General features: G+C 61.3%; 19 protein-coding genes. 1 reads left to right on the top strand and 18 read right to left on the bottom strand.

What is annotated here, in order from left to right; translation table 11 throughout:
- Window position 1 precedes the first annotated feature (1 nt).
- The 15 genes from glpK to NKK51_RS12245 all read right to left on the bottom strand — a co-directional run bounded on the left by glpK (window position 2) and on the right by NKK51_RS12245 (window position 16,330).
- Window positions 2-1,495 carry a glycerol kinase GlpK gene (glpK, locus tag NKK51_RS12315; RefSeq protein WP_352553063.1) on the bottom strand — a complete coding sequence of 498 codons (1,494 nt, stop codon included), beginning with the start codon at window positions 1,493-1,495 and terminating at the stop codon, window positions 2-4.
- A gap of 97 nt (window positions 1,496-1,592) precedes the next feature.
- Window positions 1,593-3,317: an ABC transporter substrate-binding protein gene (locus NKK51_RS12310; RefSeq protein WP_023812972.1), complete on the bottom strand. Its 1,725-nt coding sequence runs from the start codon at window positions 3,315-3,317 to the stop codon at window positions 1,593-1,595.
- A gap of 78 nt (window positions 3,318-3,395) precedes the next feature.
- The gene (locus NKK51_RS12305; protein ID WP_352553061.1) at window positions 3,396-3,677 is read right to left on the bottom strand and encodes a DUF2160 domain-containing protein; all 282 of its coding nucleotides are present in this window, start codon (window positions 3,675-3,677) and stop codon (window positions 3,396-3,398) included.
- Window positions 3,678-3,679: 2 nt separating this feature from the next.
- Complete coding sequence (locus NKK51_RS12300; protein ID WP_027036701.1) at window positions 3,680-4,603, bottom strand: carbohydrate ABC transporter permease; 924 nt, start codon at window positions 4,601-4,603, stop codon at window positions 3,680-3,682.
- A 1-nt stretch (window position 4,604) separates the two neighbouring features.
- Window positions 4,605-5,471 carry a carbohydrate ABC transporter permease gene (locus NKK51_RS12295; RefSeq protein WP_023812975.1) on the bottom strand — a complete coding sequence of 289 codons (867 nt, stop codon included), beginning with the start codon at window positions 5,469-5,471 and terminating at the stop codon, window positions 4,605-4,607.
- The gene (locus tag NKK51_RS12290; RefSeq protein WP_128303595.1) at window positions 5,472-6,539 is read right to left on the bottom strand and encodes an ABC transporter ATP-binding protein; all 1,068 of its coding nucleotides are present in this window, start codon (window positions 6,537-6,539) and stop codon (window positions 5,472-5,474) included. It lies immediately after the preceding gene.
- Window positions 6,540-6,549: 10 nt separating this feature from the next.
- The gene (locus NKK51_RS12285) at window positions 6,550-7,629 is read right to left on the bottom strand and encodes an ABC transporter ATP-binding protein (RefSeq protein WP_352553060.1); all 1,080 of its coding nucleotides are present in this window, start codon (window positions 7,627-7,629) and stop codon (window positions 6,550-6,552) included.
- A 42-nt stretch (window positions 7,630-7,671) separates the two neighbouring features.
- Window positions 7,672-9,198 (bottom strand): glycerol-3-phosphate dehydrogenase, encoded by a 1,527-nt coding sequence (gene glpD / locus NKK51_RS12280; protein WP_352553058.1) that lies wholly within the window; start codon window positions 9,196-9,198, stop codon window positions 7,672-7,674.
- Between the two features lie 125 nt (window positions 9,199-9,323).
- Window positions 9,324-10,091 carry a DeoR/GlpR family DNA-binding transcription regulator gene (locus NKK51_RS12275; RefSeq protein ID WP_127258922.1) on the bottom strand — a complete coding sequence of 256 codons (768 nt, stop codon included), beginning with the start codon at window positions 10,089-10,091 and terminating at the stop codon, window positions 9,324-9,326.
- Window positions 10,092-10,169: 78 nt separating this feature from the next.
- Window positions 10,170-11,579: a pyridoxal phosphate-dependent decarboxylase family protein gene (locus NKK51_RS12270; protein WP_352553056.1), complete on the bottom strand. Its 1,410-nt coding sequence runs from the start codon at window positions 11,577-11,579 to the stop codon at window positions 10,170-10,172.
- A 101-nt stretch (window positions 11,580-11,680) separates the two neighbouring features.
- Window positions 11,681-12,412, bottom strand: coding sequence for a proteasome-type protease (locus tag NKK51_RS12265; protein WP_023812981.1), 732 nt, complete (start codon window positions 12,410-12,412; stop codon window positions 11,681-11,683).
- A gap of 132 nt (window positions 12,413-12,544) precedes the next feature.
- The gene (locus NKK51_RS12260) at window positions 12,545-13,339 is read right to left on the bottom strand and encodes a transglutaminase family protein (protein ID WP_352442601.1); all 795 of its coding nucleotides are present in this window, start codon (window positions 13,337-13,339) and stop codon (window positions 12,545-12,547) included.
- An 85-nt stretch (window positions 13,340-13,424) separates the two neighbouring features.
- A complete protein-coding gene (locus NKK51_RS12255; RefSeq protein WP_352553054.1) occupies window positions 13,425-14,366 on the bottom strand; it encodes an alpha-E domain-containing protein in 942 nt (313 codons plus the stop codon).
- A gap of 143 nt (window positions 14,367-14,509) precedes the next feature.
- A complete protein-coding gene (locus NKK51_RS12250; RefSeq protein ID WP_023812984.1) occupies window positions 14,510-15,922 on the bottom strand; it encodes a circularly permuted type 2 ATP-grasp protein in 1,413 nt (470 codons plus the stop codon).
- Window positions 15,923-16,093: 171 nt separating this feature from the next.
- Window positions 16,094-16,330, bottom strand: a complete 237-nt coding sequence (locus tag NKK51_RS12245) for an Lrp/AsnC family transcriptional regulator (RefSeq protein ID WP_010909609.1) — start codon at window positions 16,328-16,330, stop codon at window positions 16,094-16,096.
- A 264-nt stretch (window positions 16,331-16,594) separates the two neighbouring features.
- Here NKK51_RS12245 and NKK51_RS12240 point away from each other — a divergent pair, with 264 nt between their 5' ends.
- Window positions 16,595-17,014, top strand: coding sequence for a DUF4864 domain-containing protein (locus NKK51_RS12240; protein WP_352553052.1), 420 nt, complete (start codon window positions 16,595-16,597; stop codon window positions 17,012-17,014).
- Between the two features lie 4 nt (window positions 17,015-17,018).
- On the opposite strand, the gene tgt is transcribed toward NKK51_RS12240, so the two are convergent.
- Genes tgt through NKK51_RS12225 form a run of 3 tightly spaced genes read right to left on the bottom strand, consistent with a single transcriptional unit; the run spans window position 17,019 to window position 19,718 of the window.
- Complete coding sequence (gene tgt, locus NKK51_RS12235) at window positions 17,019-18,149, bottom strand: tRNA guanosine(34) transglycosylase Tgt (RefSeq protein ID WP_352553050.1); 1,131 nt, start codon at window positions 18,147-18,149, stop codon at window positions 17,019-17,021.
- Entirely contained in the window at window positions 18,142-19,269 is a 1,128-nt protein-coding gene (gene queA, locus NKK51_RS12230; protein ID WP_352553049.1) for a tRNA preQ1(34) S-adenosylmethionine ribosyltransferase-isomerase QueA, read from the bottom strand. The genes tgt and queA overlap by 8 nt, the downstream gene beginning before the upstream one ends.
- Window positions 19,269-19,718: a DMT family transporter gene (locus NKK51_RS12225; RefSeq protein WP_352442598.1), complete on the bottom strand. Its 450-nt coding sequence runs from the start codon at window positions 19,716-19,718 to the stop codon at window positions 19,269-19,271. The genes queA and NKK51_RS12225 overlap by 1 nt, the downstream gene beginning before the upstream one ends.
- Window positions 19,719-19,726 lie beyond the last annotated feature (8 nt).

The following is a 19,726-nucleotide window of genomic DNA, read 5'->3' as shown; positions in this document are numbered from 1 at the left end:
TTTATGACACGCTGAGCGTCCTGCGCACAGCATCGCGCCAACCAGCGAGCTTGGCTGCGCGCACGGAGCCATCCATGTCCGGCTTGAAGCGCCGTTCGAGTGCCCAACTCTTCGCAAACTTCTTGGCATCCGGCCACACACCTGCCTTCGAGCCGGCAAGCCAGGCGGCACCGAGCGCCGTCGTCTCCAGAATGGTTGGGCGGTCGACCGGTGCATCGAGGATGTCGGCCAGACGCTGCATCGTCCAGTCCGACGCCACCATGCCCCCGTCGACCCGCAGCACGGTCTTGGCTGAGGCGCCCTTCCAGTCCTTGCGCATGGCGTCGAGCAGGTCGCGTGTCTGGTAGGCGACGGATTCGAGCGCGGCGCGGGCAAACTCCGCCGGTCCTGAATTGCGCGTCAGTCCGAAAATGGCACCGCGTGCTTCGGCATCCCAATGCGGTGCGCCGAGCCCAACGAAGGCGGGCACCAGGTAGACATTCTGCGTCGGATCAGCTTCATCAGCCAATTTGCCGCTCTGCTCGGCCTTGCCGATCACCTTGACGCCGTCGCGCAGCCACTGCACCGCGGCCCCTGCAATGAAGATCGAACCTTCCAGCGCATAGGTCGTCTTGCCGTTCAGCCTGTAGGCAATGGTGGTCAAGAGCCGGTTCTTCGAACGCACCAGATCGCTGCCGGTGTTGAGCAGCGCAAAACAGCCAGTGCCGTAGGTCGATTTCATCATGCCCGGCTCAAAGCAGGCCTGGCCGATGGTCGCCGCATGCTGGTCGCCGGCGACACCGAGGATTTTAATCTCGGCACCAAAGAGATTTTTCTCCGTGATTCCATAATCATCGGCGCAGTCTTTCACTTGGGGAAGCATTTTTGCCGGGATGTTGAGGATCGACAGCAGCTCGTCGTCCCAGGCATTCTCAGCGATGTTGTAGACCAGCGTGCGCGAGGCGTTGGTGGCGTCCGTGGCGTGAACCTTGCCGCCGGTCAGCCGCCAGATCAGGAAACTGTCGATGGTGCCGGCGAGCAGTTCGCCTTTCTCGGCGCGTTTTCTGGCGCCCTTCACCTTGTCCAGCATCCAGGCGATTTTGGTGCCGGAAAAATAGGGATCGAGCAGCAGCCCGGTTTTCTTGGTGAATGTCTTCTCCAACCCTTGCTTCTTGAGTTTCTGGCACAGCGGCGCGGTGCGCCGGTCCTGCCAGACAATGGCATTGTGGATCGGCTTGCCGGTCGCTCTGTCCCAGATGACCACGGTTTCGCGCTGATTGGTGATGCCGATCGCGGCCACGTCGGAAGCATTCCGGCCGGCCTTCTTCAGCGCCGCCTTCACGGTCGACACCACACTCGCCCAGATATCCTCGGGATCGTGCTCGACCCAGCCGGAAGCCGGATAGTGCTGGGCGAATTCCTTTTGCCCGCTGCCGGCGACCTTCATCTCGCCGTCGAACAGTATCGCCCGGGTCGAAGTCGTGCCCTGGTCGATGGCAAGGATATATCCGGTCATTATGCCTCCCCGCTTTGTCTTTTACACAAACAGGGGAGACGGCAAGATGCCGCCTCCCCCAATGTCACACGGGCGCAGACGCCCGCTTAGAACAGTCTTACTTTTGCCAGCTCTTCACCAGCTCGTCGTAATTGATGGTGACCGGCTTTTCCTTCTCGTTCTCGATCTTCAACTGAGGAGCGAGATTGCCCTTCTTGACCGCGTCGGCGTTCCAGTAGGCGAGGTCATGCTCTTCGGCCATCTTCGGGCCGATATCGCCCTGGATGCCGGCCTTTTCCAGGCGTTCCATGACCTTTTCCTGCTCAGAGCAAAGCGAGTCCATCGCCTCCTGTGCCGTCTTGGCACCCGACGACGCATCGCCGATCGCCTGCCACCAGAGCTGTGCCAGCTTCGGATAGTCCGGAACGTTCGTTCCGGTCGGCGACCACTGAACACGGGCCGGCGAGCGGTAGAACTCGATCAGGCCGCCGAGCTTCGGAGCGCGCTCCGTGAAGCTCTTGTCCTGGATCGTCGACTCGCGGATCAGCGTCAGGCCGACATGGCTCTTCTTCACGTCGACCGTCTTCGATACGACGAACTGCGCATAGAGCCAGGCGGCCTTGGCGCGATCGTCAGGCGTGGACTTGAGAAGCGTCCATGAACCCACGTCCTGGTAGCCGAGCTTCATGCCGTCCTTCCAGTAGACGCCATGCGGCGAGGGAGCAAAGCGCCATTTCGGGGTGCCGTCCGCGTTCACGACCGGCAGCCCTTCCTTGACGAAGGAGGCGGTGAAGGCGGTGTAGGTGAACATCTGCTGCGCGACCGTGCCCTGCGACGGGACGGGGCCGGATTCGCCGAACGTCATGCCTTGGGCTTCCGGCGGCGCATAGGCCTTCAGCCAATCCAGGTACTTCTGGATCGAATACACGGAAGCCGGGCCATTGGTGTCGCCGCCGCGCGCGACGCACGAGCCGACAGGCTGCGACTTCTCGTTGACCTTGATGCCCCATTCGTCGACGGGAAGACCGTTTGGCAGGCCCTTGTCGCCGTTGCCGGCCATCGACAGCCATGCGTCGGTGAACCGCCAGCCGAGCGAGGGGTCCTTCTTGCCGTAGTCCATGTGGCCATAGACCTTCTTGCCGTCGATTTCGCGGCCGGTGAAGAACTCGGCGATGTCCTCATAGGCCGACCAGTTGACCGGAACGCCGAGGTCGTAGCCGTACTTGGCCTTGAAATCGGCCTTGTTCTTCTCGTCGTTGAACCAGTCGTAGCGGAACCAGTAGAGGTTCGCGAACTGCTGGTCGGGCAGCTGGTAGAGGTCGCCGTCCGGAGCGGTCGTGAACTTGGTGCCGATGAAGTCGGCGAGGTCGAGGTTGGGATTGGTGACATCCTTGCCCTCATTCGCCATCCACTTGGTCAGGCTGCGCGCCTGCTGGTACCGCCAGTGGGTGCCGATCAGATCGGAGTCGTTGACGTAGGCGTCGTAAATGTTTTCGCCCGACTGCATCTGCGTCTGCAGCTTCTCGACGACATCGCCTTCGCCGATCAGGTCGTGAGTGATCTTGATGCCGGTGATCGCGGTGAAGGCGGGCGCCAAGACCTTGGACTCATAGCTATGCGTATCGATGGTCTCGGAGACCACCTTGATGTCCATCCCGGCGAAAGGCTTCGCGGCATCGATGAACCATTGCAATTCGGCTTCCTGGGCGCCGCGATCGAGCGTCGACAAGTCCTTGATTTCGGTATCGAGGAAGGTCTTGGCTTCATCCATTCCGGCGTAGGCCTGGCCTGCTCCCCAGAGCAGGACAAGCGCAGTCGTTGATGTTAAAAATTGCCTTCGCATTTCGTTTCCTCCACTTTTCAGTTTCAAGTGCGATCTGGAGCGGCCGCCGGCACGCGGTCGCTCCAACAGTTTCCCCCTCTATACGTAGCGGAACACGCCGACGGCGTAGACTACGGAGAGAGCGAGAGCCCACCACAGGTTGGGTCCGACAAGACCCAGCCAAGCGAGATGGATAAAGGCGCTGCCGAGCAGCGAAACAAAGAGGCGGTCGCCGCGCGTCGTCTCGAAGCGCAGGAGGCCGATCCGGGGATTGCCGCCAGGCGAGGCGTATTCCCAGACCGCCATGCCACAGAGCAGCACCAGGATCGTGATGAAAAAGATCGCCGTTGGCAGCGTCCATGCCATCCAGGTGAGGTTCATGGTCATACCCTCCCCAGGGCAAAGCCCTTGGCGATGTAGTTGCGGACGAACCAGATCACGAGCGCGCCTGGAAGGATGGTGAGCACGCCGGCGGCGGCCAGCACGCCCCAGTCGAGCCCGGAGGCCGAGACCGTACGCGTCATGATCGCCGCGATCGGTTTGGCGGCCGTCGTGGTCAAGGTGCGCGCGATCAGCAGTTCGACCCATGAGAACATGAAGCAGAAGAAGCAGGCCACGCCGACGCCGCTTGCGATCAGCGGCATGAAGATTTTCAGGAAGAAGCGCGGGAAGGAATAGCCATCGATATAGGCGGTCTCGTCGATCTCCTTCGGCACGCCGGACATGAAACCTTCGAGGATCCAGACCGCCAGCGGCACGTTGAACAGGCAGTGCGCCAGCGCCACCGCGATATGCGTGTCGATCAGCCCGAACGCCGAATAGAGCTGGAAGAACGGCAGCGCGAACACTGCCGGCGGCGCCATGCGGTTGGTCAACAGCCAGAAGAAGAGGTGCTTGTCGCCGAGGAACCGGTAGCGCGAGAAAGCGTAGGCCGCCGGCAGCGCCACCGAAACCGAGATCACCATGTTCATGACGACATAGATGATCGAATTGATGTAGCCCTTGTACCAGGACGGGTCGGTGAAGATCACGATGTAGTTGGCCAGGGTCGGGCTCTTCGGCCACAGCGAAAACGCGCCCAGAATCTCCTGATTGGTCTTGAAGCTCATATTGACCAGCCAGTAGATCGGCAGCATCAGAAAGATGATGTAGATCGTCGGCACCAACCACCAGAACCGGGATTCTTCGCCGCGCCGGCGCATCAGCCGCGCAAGCTGGTCCTGCGACAATGTGCTGGCGAGCCCGTCCGAAACCGCCGTCTCACGCACTCGGTCCTGCCTCGTCGTTCCTTCGTTGGCGCCGCTCATCTCAGCGCTCCGCATCGACATTGGTCATGACGGTGTAGAACACCCAAGACAGCAAAAGGATGATCAGGAAGTAGATGATCGACATGGCGGCCGCCGGCCCGAGATCGAACTGACCGATCGCAATCTTGACCAGGTCTATCGACAGGAACGTCGTCGAATTGCCAGGGCCTCCGCCCGTGACCACGAACGGCTCGGTGTAGATCATGAACGAGTCCATGAAGCGCAGCAGCACTGCAATCAGAAGCACGCGGTTCATCTTCGGCAGCTGGATGTAGCGGAACACTGCCCAGCGTGAGGCGCCGTCGATCTTGGCCGCCTGGTAGAAAGCATCGGGGATCGAGACCAATCCGGCGTAGCAGAGCAGAACGACGAGGCTTGTCCAGTGCCATACGTCCATCAGGATGACCGTCACCCAGGCATCAGTCGGATCGTTGACGTAGTTGTAGTCGAAGCCGAGCGCCGACAGCGTGTAGCCGAGCAGGCCAATGTCGATGCGGCCGAATACCTGCCAAATCGTGCCGACGACGTTCCACGGGATCAGCAGCGGCAGAGCCATCAGCACCAGGCAGACCGGCACGCCCCAGCCTTTCTTGGGCATGTTGAGAGCGATGAAGATGCCGAGCGGAATCTCGATGGCGAGGATGGTTGCGGAAAAGATCAGGTTGCGGACCATCGACAGCCAGAAGCGTTCCGACTCCAGAATTTCGGTGTACCAGTCCGAGCCGTTCCAGAAGAAGACGTTGTTTCCGAACGTGTCCTGCACCGAATAGTTGACCACCGTCATCAGCGGGATCACCGCCGAGAACGCCACCAGCAGAAGAACCGGCAGCACCATAAACCAGGCCTTGTTGTTCCAGGTCTTCTCCATCTAGGCCTCCATCTCGACACGCCAGGAATCGGCATAGATGTTGATGCCGGCCGGGTCGAACCGCACCTTCGGATCGGCGGGCAGGGTCTCGTCCTCACCGATCACGGCAGAAATATCGCGGCCTTCGAGCTTGGCGCGCACCACCTTGTGGCGGCCGAGATCCTCGACCTTGCTGACCTGCACGGCCATGCCTTCGCGGCCGAGCCGGACATATTCGGGACGGATGCCGAGCTCGACGGCGCCGCTGGCTGACTTGGGTGCGCCCGGCAGTTCGATTCGCTGCGAGCCGAGCGTCGCCGTCTTGCCGTCGATTGCCACCGGCATGACGTTCATGCCCGGCGAGCCGATAAAATAACCGACAAAGGTATGGCGTGGCCGTTCGAACAATTCGGCTGGTGTGCCGATCTGCACGATGCCGCCATCATACATAACCACGACCTGCTCGGCGAAGGTCAGCGCCTCGGTCTGGTCGTGGGTCACATAGACCATGGTGTAGCCAAAGCGGCGGTGCAACTGCTTCAGCTGCGAGCGCAGCACCCACTTCATGTGTGGATCGATGACGGTCAGCGGCTCGTCGAACAGGATGGCGTTGACGTCGGAGCGCACCAGCCCGCGGCCGAGCGAGATCTTCTGCTTCTGGTCGGCGGTCAGGCCCCTCGCCTTCTTCTTCGCCCAGGACGCCAGATCGATCATCTCCAACGTCTCGCGAACCTTGCGGTCGACATCGGCTTCCGGCACGCCGCGGTTGCGCAGCGGGAAGGCCAGATTATCGTAGACGGTCATGGTGTCGTAAATGACCGGGAACTGGAACACCTGCGCGATGTTGCGCTCCTGCGTCGATAAATTGGTCACGTCCTTGCCGTTGAACAGCAACTGGCCGTGCGAGGGGTGCAACAATCCCGAAATGATGTTGAGCAGCGTGGTCTTGCCGCAACCGGAGGGCCCGAGCAGCGCATAGGCGCCGCCGTCCTCGAAGACATGATGCACTTCCCGCAGCGCGAAATCGGCATCCTTCTGCGGGTTCGGCAGGTAGGAATGTCGGACATGATTGACGTCGATGCGTGCCATCTCTTTGCCCTCAAGCCGCCAGCTTCGGCGCAGTCACGGCGCTGCCGTGCTCGTCGAAAACCATGATGTGGCGCGGATCGATGAACACCTCGACCACCTCGTCTGGCTCGAAATGCCTGATACCATGGGTCAGCATGACCCAGCGCGCATCGGCGAAATCGAGATGGATGAAGCTCTCCGATCCGGTGATCTCGGTGATCGTCACCTTGGCACGCACCGGCACCGCCGCCGCATTGGGCCGCTCGAGCGACAGGTGGTGCGGCTGAAAACCGATCGTATAGATGGCGTCGGCAATGCCGGAGAGTTCGGTCGGCACCGGCAGGTTCACGCCGCCCTCGAGCAGGAAATCCCGACCCTTCTTGGCGAGCACGATGGTGTTGAGCGGCGGATCGGAAAACGTCCTGGCTGTCACCAGATCTACCGGCTTGCGGAACACCTCGATGGTCGGTCCGAACTGGGTGATCTTGCCTTGCGAAAGCGTCGCCGTGTTGCCGCCCAGCAGCAGGGCCTCGTGCGGCTCGGTCGTGGCGTAGACGAAGATGGTGCCGGCGGCCGCGAATATCCTGGGCAATTCGGCGCGCAGTTCCTCGCGCAATTTGTAGTCGAGATTGGCGAGCGGTTCATCGAGCAGGACCAGGCTTGCGTTCTTGACGATGGCGCGCGCCAGCGCGGTGCGCTGCTGCTGGCCGCCCGACAGGCTGAGCGGCGTGCGGTCGAGATAGGGTGTCAGCTTGAGAAGAGCGGCGGCTTCACGTACCTGGCTGTCGATCCTGGCCTGCTCGATGCCGGCCACCCGTAGCGGCGAAGCAATGTTCTCATAAACGGTCATCGCCGGATAGTTGATGAACTGCTGGTAGACCATGGCGATCTTGCGCTTCTGCACCGGCACGCCGGTGACATTCTGGCCGTCGAACCAGATCGAACCGGAGGTTGGCACATCGAGGCCGGCCATCAGCCGCATCAAGCTGGTCTTGCCCGAAAGCGTCGGTCCGAGCAGGACGTTGAGCGAGCCGTGCTGGAGCGTCAGCGACACGTCGCTTATATGCTCGACCGCACCGACCGTCTTGGTGACGTTTCTCAGTTCCAGCATGACGCCTCCTCCCAGGCTTTCCGCATCAGCTCAAACCCCTCTTCATTCGGCAGCCGCGACATGGCGCCGGCTTATGCCGCGCATGAATTCATCGAGCGCCGCCACCTGCTCGCGGCTGAGATGCAGACCGCGCTTGGTCCGGCGCCACAATACATCTTCCGATGTGACGGCCCATTCGTTTTGAACGAGATAGCGCACCTCGGCCTCGTAGAGATCGACGCCGAAGTTGCGGCCGAGATCGACGTTCGATTTGGCCAGCCCCAACAGCATCCTCGCGCGGGTTCCATAGAGCCGGGTCAACCGGCGAGCCAGGCGCGCGTCGAGGAATGGATAAGCGGTTTTCAATTTCGCCACTTCGGCATCGAAACCGGTGGCCGGGAAATCGCCGCCCGGCAACGGCGCGTTTGCAGTCCACGGCTTGCCGCGTTTGCCAAGAAAACCCTCGATCTTTTCCAGCATCGATTCCGCCAGCCGGCGATAGGTGGTGATTTTGCCGCCGAAGGCGTTGACGATCGGGGCGGCGCCCTCGCCGCCATCGGCCTTGAGCACATAGTCCCGCGTCGCTTCCTGCGCCTTGGAGGCGCCGTCATCATAGAGCGGACGGACGGCCGAATAGGTCCAGACGATGTCCGAGCGCTTGACGGGTTGGGCGAAATATTCGCTTGCCGCGGCGCAGAGATAATCGATCTCGGTGTCGCTGATCTTCACGTCATGCGGATCGCCGGGATAATCCTGGTCGGTGGTGCCGATCAGTGTGAACTCTTCCTCATAGGGAATGGCGAAGATGATGCGGCCATCCTTGTTCTGGAAGAAATAGGCGCGTGGATCGTCGAACTTCCTGGCGACGACGATGTGGCTGCCCTGCACGAGGCGGACATTGTGCACATCGTTGAGGCCAACGACGCCGGAAAGCACATGATCGACCCAGGGGCCGGCGGCATTGACCAGCAGTCGCGCCTTGATCTCCTCGGTCTCGCCGGTCTGCAGATCCTCGATCTGGATTGCCCACAGGCCGTTTTCGCGGCGCGCGCCGGTCACTTTCGTGCGGGTGCGGACCGTGGCGCCGCGGTCGGCGGCATCACGTGCGTTCAGCGCCACCAGCCGCGCGTCATTGACCCAGCCATCAGAATATTCGAAGGCCTTCTTGAACAGCGGCTTCAAAGGCTTACCGGCCGGATCCCTGGCCATGTCCAGCGTCCGGGTCGCGGGCAGCAATTTGCGCCCGCCAATGTGGTCGTAGAGGAAGAGACCGAGCCTGATCAGCCAGGCCGGGCGCAGGCCCTTGGCATAGGGCAGCACGAAGCGCATTGGCCAGATGATGTGCGGCGCGTTCTTCCACAAAACCTCGCGCTCCATCAGCGCCTCGCGCACCAGGCGGAATTCGTAGAATTCGAGGTAGCGCAGGCCGCCATGGATCAATTTGGTCGAACCCGAGGAGGTTCCGCTGGCGAGGTCGTTCATCTCGGCGAGAAACACGGAAAAGCCACGACCGACGGCATCACGGGCAATGCCGCAGCCATTGATGCCGCCACCTATGACGAAAATGTCACGGATCGGAGATGCGTCCACAATTCCTCCAACGATTTCGCATTGCACCATTTTTGGGCTTTTACGAAACCGTGTCGGAATTATTTCGAAATGATAACGAATGTCAAACGAAATATCACGAGCGCGTGATATCGGGTGAAAACCGCCTAGGCGAGCGACGTCTCGATCAGCTGAACCTCGGCCTCCTGGCAGATCTTGCGCACCGACGGGATGTCGCAACGATCGGTGATGAAGGTGTTGACCTGCGACAGATGGCCGATGCGCACCGGTGCGGTTCGCTCGAATTTGGTCTGGTCGGAAACCAGGATGACATGCCTTGCATTGGCGATGATCGCCTGCGCCACCTTGACCTCGCGAAAATCGAAGTCGAGCAAGGCGCCGTCATGGTCGATGGCGGATGCGCCGATCACCGCGTAGTCGACCTTGAACTGCCTGATGAAGTCGACCGCCGCCTCGCCGACCACACCGCCATCGGACCCGCGCACGACACCACCCGCAATCACCACCTCGATCGACGGATATATCCGCATCCTATTGGCAACATTGATGTTATTGGTGATGACCATGAGACCGTTGTGATCGAGCAACGCCTTGCTGACCGACTCTGTCGTGGTGCCTATGTTGATGAACAGCGAGGCGTTGTCGGGGATCAGTCTGGCGGCCGCGCGGCCGATCGCCTCCTTCTCGTCGGCGGCGATCTTGCGTCTCGCCTCATACTCCATGTTTTCGATGCCGGAGGGGTACAGCGCGCCACCATGGATGCGCGAGAGCAGCCGCTGGTCGCACAAATCGTTGAGGTCCTTGCGTATGGTCTGCGGCGTCACATTGAAGTGGGTGGCCAGATCATCGACCAGCACGCGGCCATGATCCTTGGCCATCTGGATAATCTCGGCATGGCGCGGCGACAGATACATGGGCAACCTCCCGTTTTCGTTTTTCTTGTCTATAGTCGAAAACGAAATCGATGGAAAGGCATAAGCCGGCTAACGAAATCAGCGATCCAGGCCACGTGCGATTTCTTTGATAACGACAAAAGCCGCATCGACATCGGCGGCAGTCGCCTCGAACTGTCCGACCTGGAACCGGATTGCGATCAGTCCATCAACCTTCGTCTGCGTCAGGTAGATGCGGCCATCGTCGTTGATCGCATTGACAAGGCGCAGATTGTGCTCGTCCGCGTCGATTACGGTCTTGTGCCGGAACGAGAACAACGACAGCATCGGTTCGCTGACGATCTCGAAATCCGGCTCCCTTGCCAACCGCTCCGCCAACCCTTCGCTCCAGGCGACATGATTGCGGATCATCGTGCGCAGGCGTTCCAGGCCATGAGCGCGCAGTAGGAACCATAATTTCAGCGCGCGGAAGCGCCGGCCGAGCGGCACCGACCATTCGGAATAGTTGATGATGCCGTCATGACCGTGCGTCTTCAGATAATCCGGCTTGATGGCCAGCGTCCTGACATGGCTCTCGGGATCGCGCAGGAACTGGATCGAGCAGTCGAACTGCGCGCCCAGCCATTTGTGCGGATTGAAGACGATTGAATCGGCGCCTTCGACGCCTGTCCAGAAATGCCGATACTCCGGACAGATCATCGCCGATCCCGCCCATGCGGCGTCGACGTGAAGATAAAGCCCATGTCGCCGTGCGACCTCGACAACCGCTGCAATGTCGTCGGTGCCGCCGGTGCTGGTGCCGCCTACGCAAGCGATGATCCCGGCCGGCACCATGCCGGCTTCCCGGTCAGCAACGATTGCCGCCTCGAGCGCTGCCGTGTCCATGGCGCGAAAGCGGCCGCCGACCGGAATGCGCACGAGATTGTCCTCGCCGATGCCTGACACCCAGATCGCCCGGTCGATCGAAGTGTGCACCTGATCGGAGGAATAGATGCGCAGCCGCGCCTGCCCTGCCAGGCCTTGTTTGTTGCCTTGCCAGTCGAGTGCCCGCTCGCGCATGGTCAGCACCGCGGCCAGTGTCGCCGACGAGGCTGAATCCTGGATCACCCCGGAAAACCCTTCGGGCAGGCCGAGCGCCTGGCGCATCCAGTCGACGGTGCGCGTTTCAAGTTCGGTCGCCGCCGGCGAGGTTTGCCAGAGCATGCATTGCGCGGCCATCGCCGAAACCAGATATTCCGCCACCACCGAGACCGGCGCCGCATTGGCCGGGAAATAGGCGAAGAAACGCGGATGCTGCCAATGTGTCATTCCCGGCAGGATCTTCTCTTCGAAATCGGCGAAGATCCGGTCCATCGGTTCGGCGTCTTCGGGTGGCGACGCCTCTATGCCTCGGAAAATGTCGCCAGGCTCGACCAGCGGCCGCACCGGCCGCTCGCGCAGCGTATTGCGGTAGTCGGCGCCCCAGTCGGCGGCGCGCCGCGACCATTGCCGGAAATCATCGTTGTTCATCCTGTCCTCCCGACATGATCGACCGCCACCATCCATCGCGGCTGGTCTCTTTATTAATTAACGCGTGAAATATATGCAACCAGCAACGGATGCCGCACGCCTCAGCCGGGGAAATCCGGCAGGCTGGCAAAGGCCGTCTTCAGCGCATTCGACCAGCCGTCGGAGATCGTGCGGTAGTACTGGTCATCCTGGCCGATCCGCTTCTTCAATCCGACCTTGAAGGCGTCCTTCTCCAGGAAGAGCAGGTCGAGCGGCAAGCCGACGGACAGGTTCGACTTCAACGTCGAATCGAACGACACCAAAAGCAGCTTCACCGTCTCGGCCAGGCTCATCGTCCTTTCGTAGGCGCGGATGATGATCGGCTTGCCGTATTTGGTCTCGCCGATCTGGAAAAACGGCGTGTCATCGGTCGATTCGATGAAATTGCCTTCGGGATAGATCATGAACAGGCGCGGCTCGCTGCCCTTGATCTGACCGCCGAGGATGAAGGACGCATTGAAATAGGAATCCGCCTTTTCGCCAGCGGGTGACGAATTGGCGATGACCTCCTTGACCGTGTCGCCAACAATGCGGACCGTTTGGTACATCGACGGCGTTTCGAGCACCGTAGAATGCCTTTCGGAGATCGCCTTGGTGCGCTCGTCGAGCAGGCTGACCACGGCCTGCGTCGTCGCCAGATTGCCCGCCGACATCAAAACGATGACACGCTCGCCCGGCTCTTCCCAGACATGCATCTTGCGAAAGGTGGAGATGGAATCCATGCCTGCATTGGTGCGCGTGTCCGACATGAACACGAGCCCGCGGTCGATCTTCAGGCCAACGCAATAGGTCATGGAATCTCTTCTAGAGCAATTCCAGGAAAATTGTGAAGCGGTTTTCCGTGCGGAATTGCGTTAAAACAAGGGGATAGAGCGGTTCGGCGTTCCTTGAAACGATGAATCGCTCGGCAGCAATCGTGCGAAGGATTACTGCTCCACCGTGACGGTGACCGCAAGCCGTTCTTCCGCCTGTCCCAGCCGAATTCCCGACACCGGCGTGGCGTCGCGGTAATCGCGGCCCGTTGCCACCTTTACATAACGCTCGTCGGGTGAAATGCCATTGGCGGCATCAAAGGCAACCCAGCCGAGACCCGAGACATGCGCTTCGGCCCAGGCATGGCTGGCCGCCTGCTCGACCGTGGCATCCAGCATCAGATAGCCGCTGACATAGCGAGCTGGAAAGCCCATGGCGCGGGCGGCGGCGGCAAAGATATGGGTATGATCCTGGCAGACCCCGGTCTTGAGCGCCAAGGCTTCCTCCGCCGGCGTCGTCGCGTTGGTGGTGCCGGGCGTGTAGGCGACGCGTTCGCCGATGATGGCCATCAGCCGGTGCAGCCTTTCAATGTCGCTGCCCTTGCCGACCGACGCGGCGAGATCGCGAACACCGCTGCCGATCGTCGTCAATGGTGTCTCATGGCTGTACAGCCAGAGCGGCGTAAAGCCCTGGTGTGGTCCCGAGACACCCGCGGTGTCGCGCGTCACCACTTCGCCTGATGCTTCCACAGTGATGAAGTCGCGCTCGCCCTCGACGCTCAACAGCCTTGTGTCGTTGCCGAAATGGTCGACGAAGCGGACCTCTTCGCGCGCGCCTTCGATCGCCAGAGCCCAGGACAGAATGGTCTGCGTCGATCCGCTGACCGGAAGCAGCCGCAGCCGCTGCAACAGATAGTGCACCGGCGTATCGTAACGGTACTCGGTCCGGTGGGTGATCTTCAGCCGCATGCTTCTATTCCGTTTGTGAGCACGATCTCCGGACAAACGGTTTCCATTTGTCTGAGAAAACCGGCTCCACCTTTCGGGACCATGCTCAATTGAACCGATAATCTTGTGCGATCTCTTCGCCCAGCTTGGTGTTGTCGCGAATGAAATTGGCCAGGAACTCATGCAGGCCGGCGTCGAATATGCCCTTGATCGACCCGGCTCTCAGCATTGTCTGCGTCTTCTCGGCCGTTGCGTGGCAGGCATGGCGTTCGCCGTAATCGTCGCCGAGGAATTTCAGATGCTCCGACAGGAAGCGATAGCAGAACATCAGCGAGCGCGGCATACGAACGTTGAGGATCAGATAATCGGCAATGTTGGTCGGCTTGTAATCGGCATCGTAGACCCAGCGATAGGAGCGATGCGCCGAGACCGAACGCAGGATCGATTCCCACTGATAATTGTCGAGCGTCGAGCCGACCCAGGAGATCGACGGCAGCAGCACATAATATTTCACGTCGAGGATGCGCGCCGTGTTGTCCGCGCGCTCGACATAAGTGCCGAGCTGCGAGAAGTCGAAGATCTCGTTGCGCAGCATGGTGCCGTAGAATGAGCCGCGGATCAGCGCCGTCTCGCGCTTGATGGCGTCGAGCACGCTGGGCAGGTCGCGCTCGTCGATCGGCTTGGCCAGCATCCGCTTCAGCGACATCCAGGCTTCGTTGATGCTTTCCCAGGTTTCGCGCGTCAGCGCGGTACGCACCATGCGGGCATTGTTGCGGGCCGTCTCGATCGACGCCATCGTGCTCGACGGGTTCGACGTGTCGCGCAACAGGAAGTCGGCGACATTGGCGGCGGTATAGTCAGAATATTTCTGGCTGAAGGTGACGTCGGAACCGGCGCTGAGCAGCACCGAACTCCACTCTTCCGAGGCGCTCTGGGTACGGGTCAGCGCCATGCGCAAACCGGCATCGACCAGCCGCGCCATATTCTCGGCCCGCTCGATATAGCGATTCATCCAATAGAGCCCGTTGGCGGTGCGGCCGAGAAGCATTGAATTGGCCCTTCGGGCTAGTGAGTAGGGAATAGGCAATAGGCAATAGTAAGAGTTTGAATCTCAATGGAATATGGCATTTCCCTGTCCCTCTGCTTCCACTACTGCCTACTGCCTACTGCCTACTGCCCTACTCGCTCACTTCAATCATCCAGCACCCACGTGTCCTTGGTGCCGCCGCCTTGCGAGGAATTCACGACCAGCGAGCCTTCCTTCAGCGCGACGCGGGTCAACCCGCCGGGGACAATCTGGATGCGGTCGGAGACCAGCACATAGGGCCTGAGATCGACATGGCGCGGCGCCAACCCCTTTTCCGTCAGGATCGGGCATGTCGACAGCGCGAGCGTCGGCTGGGCGATGTAATTCGAAGGTTTTGCCTGGAGTTTCTTGGCAAACGTCTCGCATTCCTTCTTGGTTGCTGCCGGCCCAACCAGCATGCCGTAGCCGCCGGAACCGTGCACTTCCTTGATCACCAGTTCGTCGATGTGTTCGAGCACGTATTTCAGGCTGTCCGGCTCCGAGCAGCGCCAGGTTGGGATGTTGCCCAGGATCGCCTTGCGGCCGGTGTAGAATTCGATGATCTCGGGCATGTAGGAATAGATCGCCTTGTCGTCGGCAATGCCGGTGCCCGGCGCGTTGGCGATGGTGATGTTGCCGGCCCGATAGACATCCATGATGCCGGGTATGCCAAGTGCGGAGTCCGGCCGGAAGGTCAGCGGGTCGAGGAAGGAATCATCGACGCGGCGGTAAAGCACATCGATCTGCTTGTAGCCTTCGGTCGTGCGCATCGCGACATGCCCGTCGACGACCCGCAGATCCTGGCCTTCGACCAGTTGCACGCCCATCTGGTCGGCGAGGAAGGCGTGTTCGAAATAGGCGGAGTTGAAACTGCCGGGCGTCAGCACCGCAATGGTCGGCGCACCCTTTGTGCTTTGCGGCCGCACCGCCGCCAGCGACTGGCGCAGAAGCTGAGGGTAGTTTTCCACCGGCCGCACCTTGATCTTCTGGAACAGCTCGGGGAACAGCTGCATCATCGTCTCGCGGTTCTCCAGCATGTAGGAGACGCCCGACGGCGTGCGCGCATTGTCCTCCAGCACGTAGAATTCGTCCTCCGAGATGCGGACGATGTCGACGCCGATGATGTGGGTATAGACGCCGGCCGGCGGCCTGACCCCGATCATCTCCGGCAGGAATGCCTCGTTCCTGGCGATCAATTCCCTGGGGACGCGCCCTGCGCGCAGGATTTCCTGGCGATGGTAGATGTCGTCGAGGAAGGCGTTCAGCGCCTGCACGCGCTGCTCTATGCCCTGCGTGAGGCGCCGCCATTCATTGCCTGAAATGATGCGGGGAACGATGTCGAACGGGATCAGCCGCTCGGAGGCTTCCTGCTCGCCATAAACGGCGAAGGTGATACCGGTCTTGCGGAAGACGCGTTCGGCGTCCTGCATCTTCTCGGTCAACCTGGCTGGGTCCTGCTCCTTCAGCCAGCGATCATAAGCCGAATACGGTCTTCTCAATCCGGAGACTTCCGGAAGCATTTCATCGAACGCTGCCAATCGCATACTCCCCTGTGACGCCATTTCACTGGGGTCGCCGGAGAAAATCAAGCGCAATCGGTGATTTGGGAGATACGGGCGATCAGTATGTTGCGCCTGCCTAAAATTGAGGCAGGTGAAATATGACCTTGGTCAGCCTTTGCCTCGTGCCCGGGCAAATGCGTTTGCCAGCTAGAAAGCGCGGAACGTGACGACGGTGAACGTGTCCTTGATGCCGGGGAGAATCTGCACCTTTTCGTTGACGAAATGGCCGACGTCTTCCTCGTCGTCGACGTAGAATTTGGCGAGCAGATCGTAATTGCCGGCGGTGGAGTAGATTTCCGAGGCGATCTCGGCATCGGCAAGCGCGCTGGCAACCTCATAGGATTTGCCCAACTCACATTTGATCTGCACGAAAAACGCCTTCATGGCTTCGTCCCGCTAAACGTCCAAGTCCAGCGGCCCTTCTGGCAGACTGGAGGCGGGCTTTCAAGCGCTGGAATCCGTACTTAGCCGGCCCAGGCCTGGGCTGCGATCTTCCGCAGCTCTACACCAGCATGCAACCTGCCGCCGATCGCCAGCGATTATTCGCAATCGCTGAAACCGCGATGCGCTGCCAAGCGTATGTTATGATGCGCCTTCGGACAGCGCCATTTCGAGGGAAGATATTTCGCGGGACAACGGAGACAGGCCATGCGCCGCGCCTTTTTCGCAATCGCAGTCGTTCCATTCCTCTTCGCGTCGTCGGCATTGGCCGGCGATGCCGAGATCAAGGCAGGCCAGTCCGTCATCGACGGTCAGCTAAAGGCCCTCATCGCCAATGACGGCGCCACCGCCTACAGCTTCGCCGCCCCGAATGTGAAGCGGATCTTCCCGACCGTCGACGCTTTCATGAACATGGTGACCAACGGCTACCCGCCGGTGCGCAAGCCGCGGACCTATTCCTTCGGCAAGGTCGAGGAGACGGCTCCGGGTTCGATCGTCCAGCAGGTGCTGATCGTCGGCCCCGACGGCAAGGACTACGAGGCTGTCTACACGTTGCAGCAACAGCCCGACGGCACGTTCCAGATCACCGGTTGCAGCCTGCGCGCCTCGAATTCGCTCAGCACTTGAGGCCTCACAGCAACGGGATATCGCCCCTCGCCCAGCCCTCGGTGATTTCCGCGCCGCGCGCCTCGAAGGCGCCGGCCTCGATCGCAGCGCGGATATCCTGCATCAGCTTTTGATAGTAGGAAAGGTTGTTCCAGGTCAAAAGCATGGCGCCAAGTGCCTCCTGTGAGCGCACCAGATGATGCAGATAGGCGCGTGAGTAGTCCCGGGCGGCAGGGCAGTCGCTTTCCTCGTCGAGCGGCCGCGGATCGTCGGCATGGCGGGCGTTGCGCAGATTGACCTTGCCGCGCCTTGTATAGGCAAGGCCGTGGCGGCCGGCCCGCGTCGGCATTACGCAGTCGAACATGTCGATGCCGCGCGCCACCGATTTCAAAATATCGTCAGGCGTGCCGACGCCCATCAGATAGCGCGGCTTGTCCGCTGGCAATTCCGGACAGGTGATGTCGAGCATTTCGAGCATCACCGCTTGCGGCTCGCCGACGGCCAGGCCGCCGACCGCGTAGCCCTTCAGCTCCATCGCGCTCAGTGCCTGTGCCGAACGCACCCGCAGTGCTGCGTTGTCGCCGCCTTGCACGATGCCGAACATCGCCTTGCCCGGCTGGTCGCCGAACGCCGTCTTGCAGCGCTCGGCCCAGCGCAGCGACAATTCCATGGCGCGCTCGATCTCCTTCATCTCGGCCGGCAGCGCCGTGCATTCGTCGAGCTGCATCTGGATGTCGGAATCGAGCAGTCCCTGGATCTCGATCGAACGCTCCGGCGACATCTCGTAGGCGGCGCCATCGATATGCGAGCGGAAGGTGACGCCCTTTTCGGTCAGCTTCCGCAGCTTCGACAGCGACATCACCTGGAAGCCGCCGCTGTCGGTCAAGATCGGATGCGGCCAGCGGGCGAACTCGTGCAACCCGCCGAGCCGCGCCACACGCTCGGCACCGGGTCGCAGCATCAGATGATAGGTATTGCCCAGGATGATGTCGGCACCGACACCGCGCACCTGGTCCATGTACATCGCTTTGACCGTGCCGCCGGTGCCGACCGGCATGAAGGCCGGCGTACGGATTTCGCCGCGCGGCATATCGATCACACCGCGTCGCGCCCTGCCGTCAGTCGCCAGAACCTTGAAGCTGAACGGCTTAGCCATTGAATTCCTTGTCGTGGACCGTAGCGCCCGGTGCCTGCTTGTCGAGCGACTGGCGGCGGTAAAGCAGGCTTGCGTCGCCATAGGAATAGAATCTGTAACGGTTCTCGATCGCATGGGCATAGGCTGCACGCATCGTGTCGAGGCCGCTGAAGGCCGAGACCAGCATGAACAGCGTCGAGCGCGGCAGATGGAAATTGGTCATCAGCACGTCGGCGGTGCGAAAACGGTAGCCGGGCGTGATGAAGATATCGGTCGGACCGGACCACGCAGCCAGAGTACCGTCCTGACGCGCCGCACTCTCCAGCAGACGCAGCGAGGTCGTGCCGACGGCGACAATGCGCCCACCCCTCGCCTTGGCCGCATTCAGCGCGTCGGCTGTTTCCGCGCTGACCGAACCGGTCTCGGCATGCATCTTGTGGTCGGCGGTGTCGTCCGCCTTCACCGGCAGGAACGTGCCTGCGCCGACATGCAAGGTGACGAAGCGGCGTTCGATGCCCTTGCTGTCAAGCGCTGCAAAAAGCTCCGGCGTGAAATGCAGGCCCGCTGTCGGAGCCGCAACGGCGCCTTCCTCGCTTGCATAGATGGTCTGGTAGTCGGCCCGGTCGCGTTCGTCGTCGTCGCGTTTCGAGGCGATGTAGGGCGGCAGCGGAATGTGGCCGACCGCGTGCAGCGCCTCGTCGAGGAACGGCCCCGACAGATCGAAGCCAAGCAGCGCTTCGCCGCCCTCGCCTTTCTCGATCACCGTGGCGTCGAGCTGACCGAGGAAACAGGAATTGCCGTCATGGCCGAAATGGATACGGTCGCCGGCTGCGATGCGCTTGCCCGGCCGCATGAAGGCCAGCCAGCGGTCCGGCGCCATGCGCATATGCAGCGTGGCTTCGACCTGCGCCGTCGCCTCACCCCGCCGCCGGATGCCTTTGAGCTGCGCTGGAATGACCTTGGTGTCGTTGAACACCAGCACGTCGCCGGCCCTGAGCAACGATGGCAGGTTGCCAACCGTCCGGTCGTCGAGCGCCTCGCCCGGCTTGACCACCAGCATCTTGGCGCTGTCGCGCGGCTCCGCCGGGCGAAGCGCGATGCGCTCCTCCGGCAAATCGAAGTCAAAGAGATCGACGCGCATCAGTAGAGCCGGACGAGCAGCGCTCCGACCAGCAGCAGCACCGCGCCGGCGATGCGACCGAGCGAGATTTCACGCACCGCGACGCCGAGGAAGCCGATGCGGTCGATGAGCATGCCGGCCAGCAACTGGCCGGCGACCAGAAACGCCATCAGCGCGGCCGCACCGATGCGTGGCGTGAGAATCGTCGACAGCGTGACATAGAAACCGCCCAGCATGCCGCCGGCCACGAACAGCCAGGGCGCCGGCGCCTTCCAGTCGAGCGAGATGCCCTGCAGCTTCACCACCGTGACGGAAATAATGCCGAGCACGATCGCGCCCGACAGGAACGAAAACGCAGCCGCCGCGACCGGGAGGCCCAGGCCGCGCGCCAGTTGCGAATTGATCGGCGCCTGAATGGCAATGAAGGCGCCGGACAGGATGCCGAGAAGCGACCAGACGACGCCCATCATTGTCGTTT

Source organism: Mesorhizobium sp. M0011 (assembly GCF_040324155.1).
In the GTDB taxonomy this organism is placed as follows: Bacteria; Pseudomonadota; Alphaproteobacteria; order Rhizobiales; family Rhizobiaceae; genus Mesorhizobium.
This window is presented reverse-complemented; position numbering and strand designations above follow the sequence as displayed.

Coding starts and splice junctions, on each gene's coding strand:
- glpK (WP_352553063.1), bottom strand. CDS start 1,495: ATGACCGGATATATCCTTGCCATCGACCAGGGCACGACTTCGACCCGG.
- NKK51_RS12310 (WP_023812972.1), bottom strand. CDS start 3,317: ATGCGAAGGCAATTTTTAACATCAACGACTGCGCTTGTCCTGCTCTGG.
- NKK51_RS12305 (WP_352553061.1), bottom strand. CDS start 3,677: ATGAACCTCACCTGGATGGCATGGACGCTGCCAACGGCGATCTTTTTC.
- NKK51_RS12300 (WP_027036701.1), bottom strand. CDS start 4,603: ATGAGCGGCGCCAACGAAGGAACGACGAGGCAGGACCGAGTGCGTGAG.
- NKK51_RS12295 (WP_023812975.1), bottom strand. CDS start 5,471: ATGGAGAAGACCTGGAACAACAAGGCCTGGTTTATGGTGCTGCCGGTT.
- NKK51_RS12290 (WP_128303595.1), bottom strand. CDS start 6,539: ATGGCACGCATCGACGTCAATCATGTCCGACATTCCTACCTGCCGAAC.
- NKK51_RS12285 (WP_352553060.1), bottom strand. CDS start 7,629: ATGCTGGAACTGAGAAACGTCACCAAGACGGTCGGTGCGGTCGAGCAT.
- NKK51_RS12275 (WP_127258922.1), bottom strand. CDS start 10,091: ATGTATCTGTCGCCGCGCCATGCCGAGATTATCCAGATGGCCAAGGAT.
- NKK51_RS12270 (WP_352553056.1), bottom strand. CDS start 11,579: ATGAACAACGATGATTTCCGGCAATGGTCGCGGCGCGCCGCCGACTGG.
- NKK51_RS12265 (WP_023812981.1), bottom strand. CDS start 12,412: ATGACCTATTGCGTTGGCCTGAAGATCGACCGCGGGCTCGTGTTCATG.
- NKK51_RS12260 (WP_352442601.1), bottom strand. CDS start 13,339: ATGCGGCTGAAGATCACCCACCGGACCGAGTACCGTTACGATACGCCG.
- NKK51_RS12255 (WP_352553054.1), bottom strand. CDS start 14,366: ATGCTTCTCGGCCGCACCGCCAACGGGCTCTATTGGATGAATCGCTAT.
- NKK51_RS12245 (WP_010909609.1), bottom strand. CDS start 16,330: ATGAAGGCGTTTTTCGTGCAGATCAAATGTGAGTTGGGCAAATCCTAT.
- NKK51_RS12240 (WP_352553052.1), top strand. CDS start 16,595: ATGCGCCGCGCCTTTTTCGCAATCGCAGTCGTTCCATTCCTCTTCGCG.
- tgt (WP_352553050.1), bottom strand. CDS start 18,149: ATGGCTAAGCCGTTCAGCTTCAAGGTTCTGGCGACTGACGGCAGGGCG.
- queA (WP_352553049.1), bottom strand. CDS start 19,269: ATGCGCGTCGATCTCTTTGACTTCGATTTGCCGGAGGAGCGCATCGCG.
- NKK51_RS12225 (WP_352442598.1), bottom strand. CDS start 19,718: ATGATGGGCGTCGTCTGGTCGCTTCTCGGCATCCTGTCCGGCGCCTTC.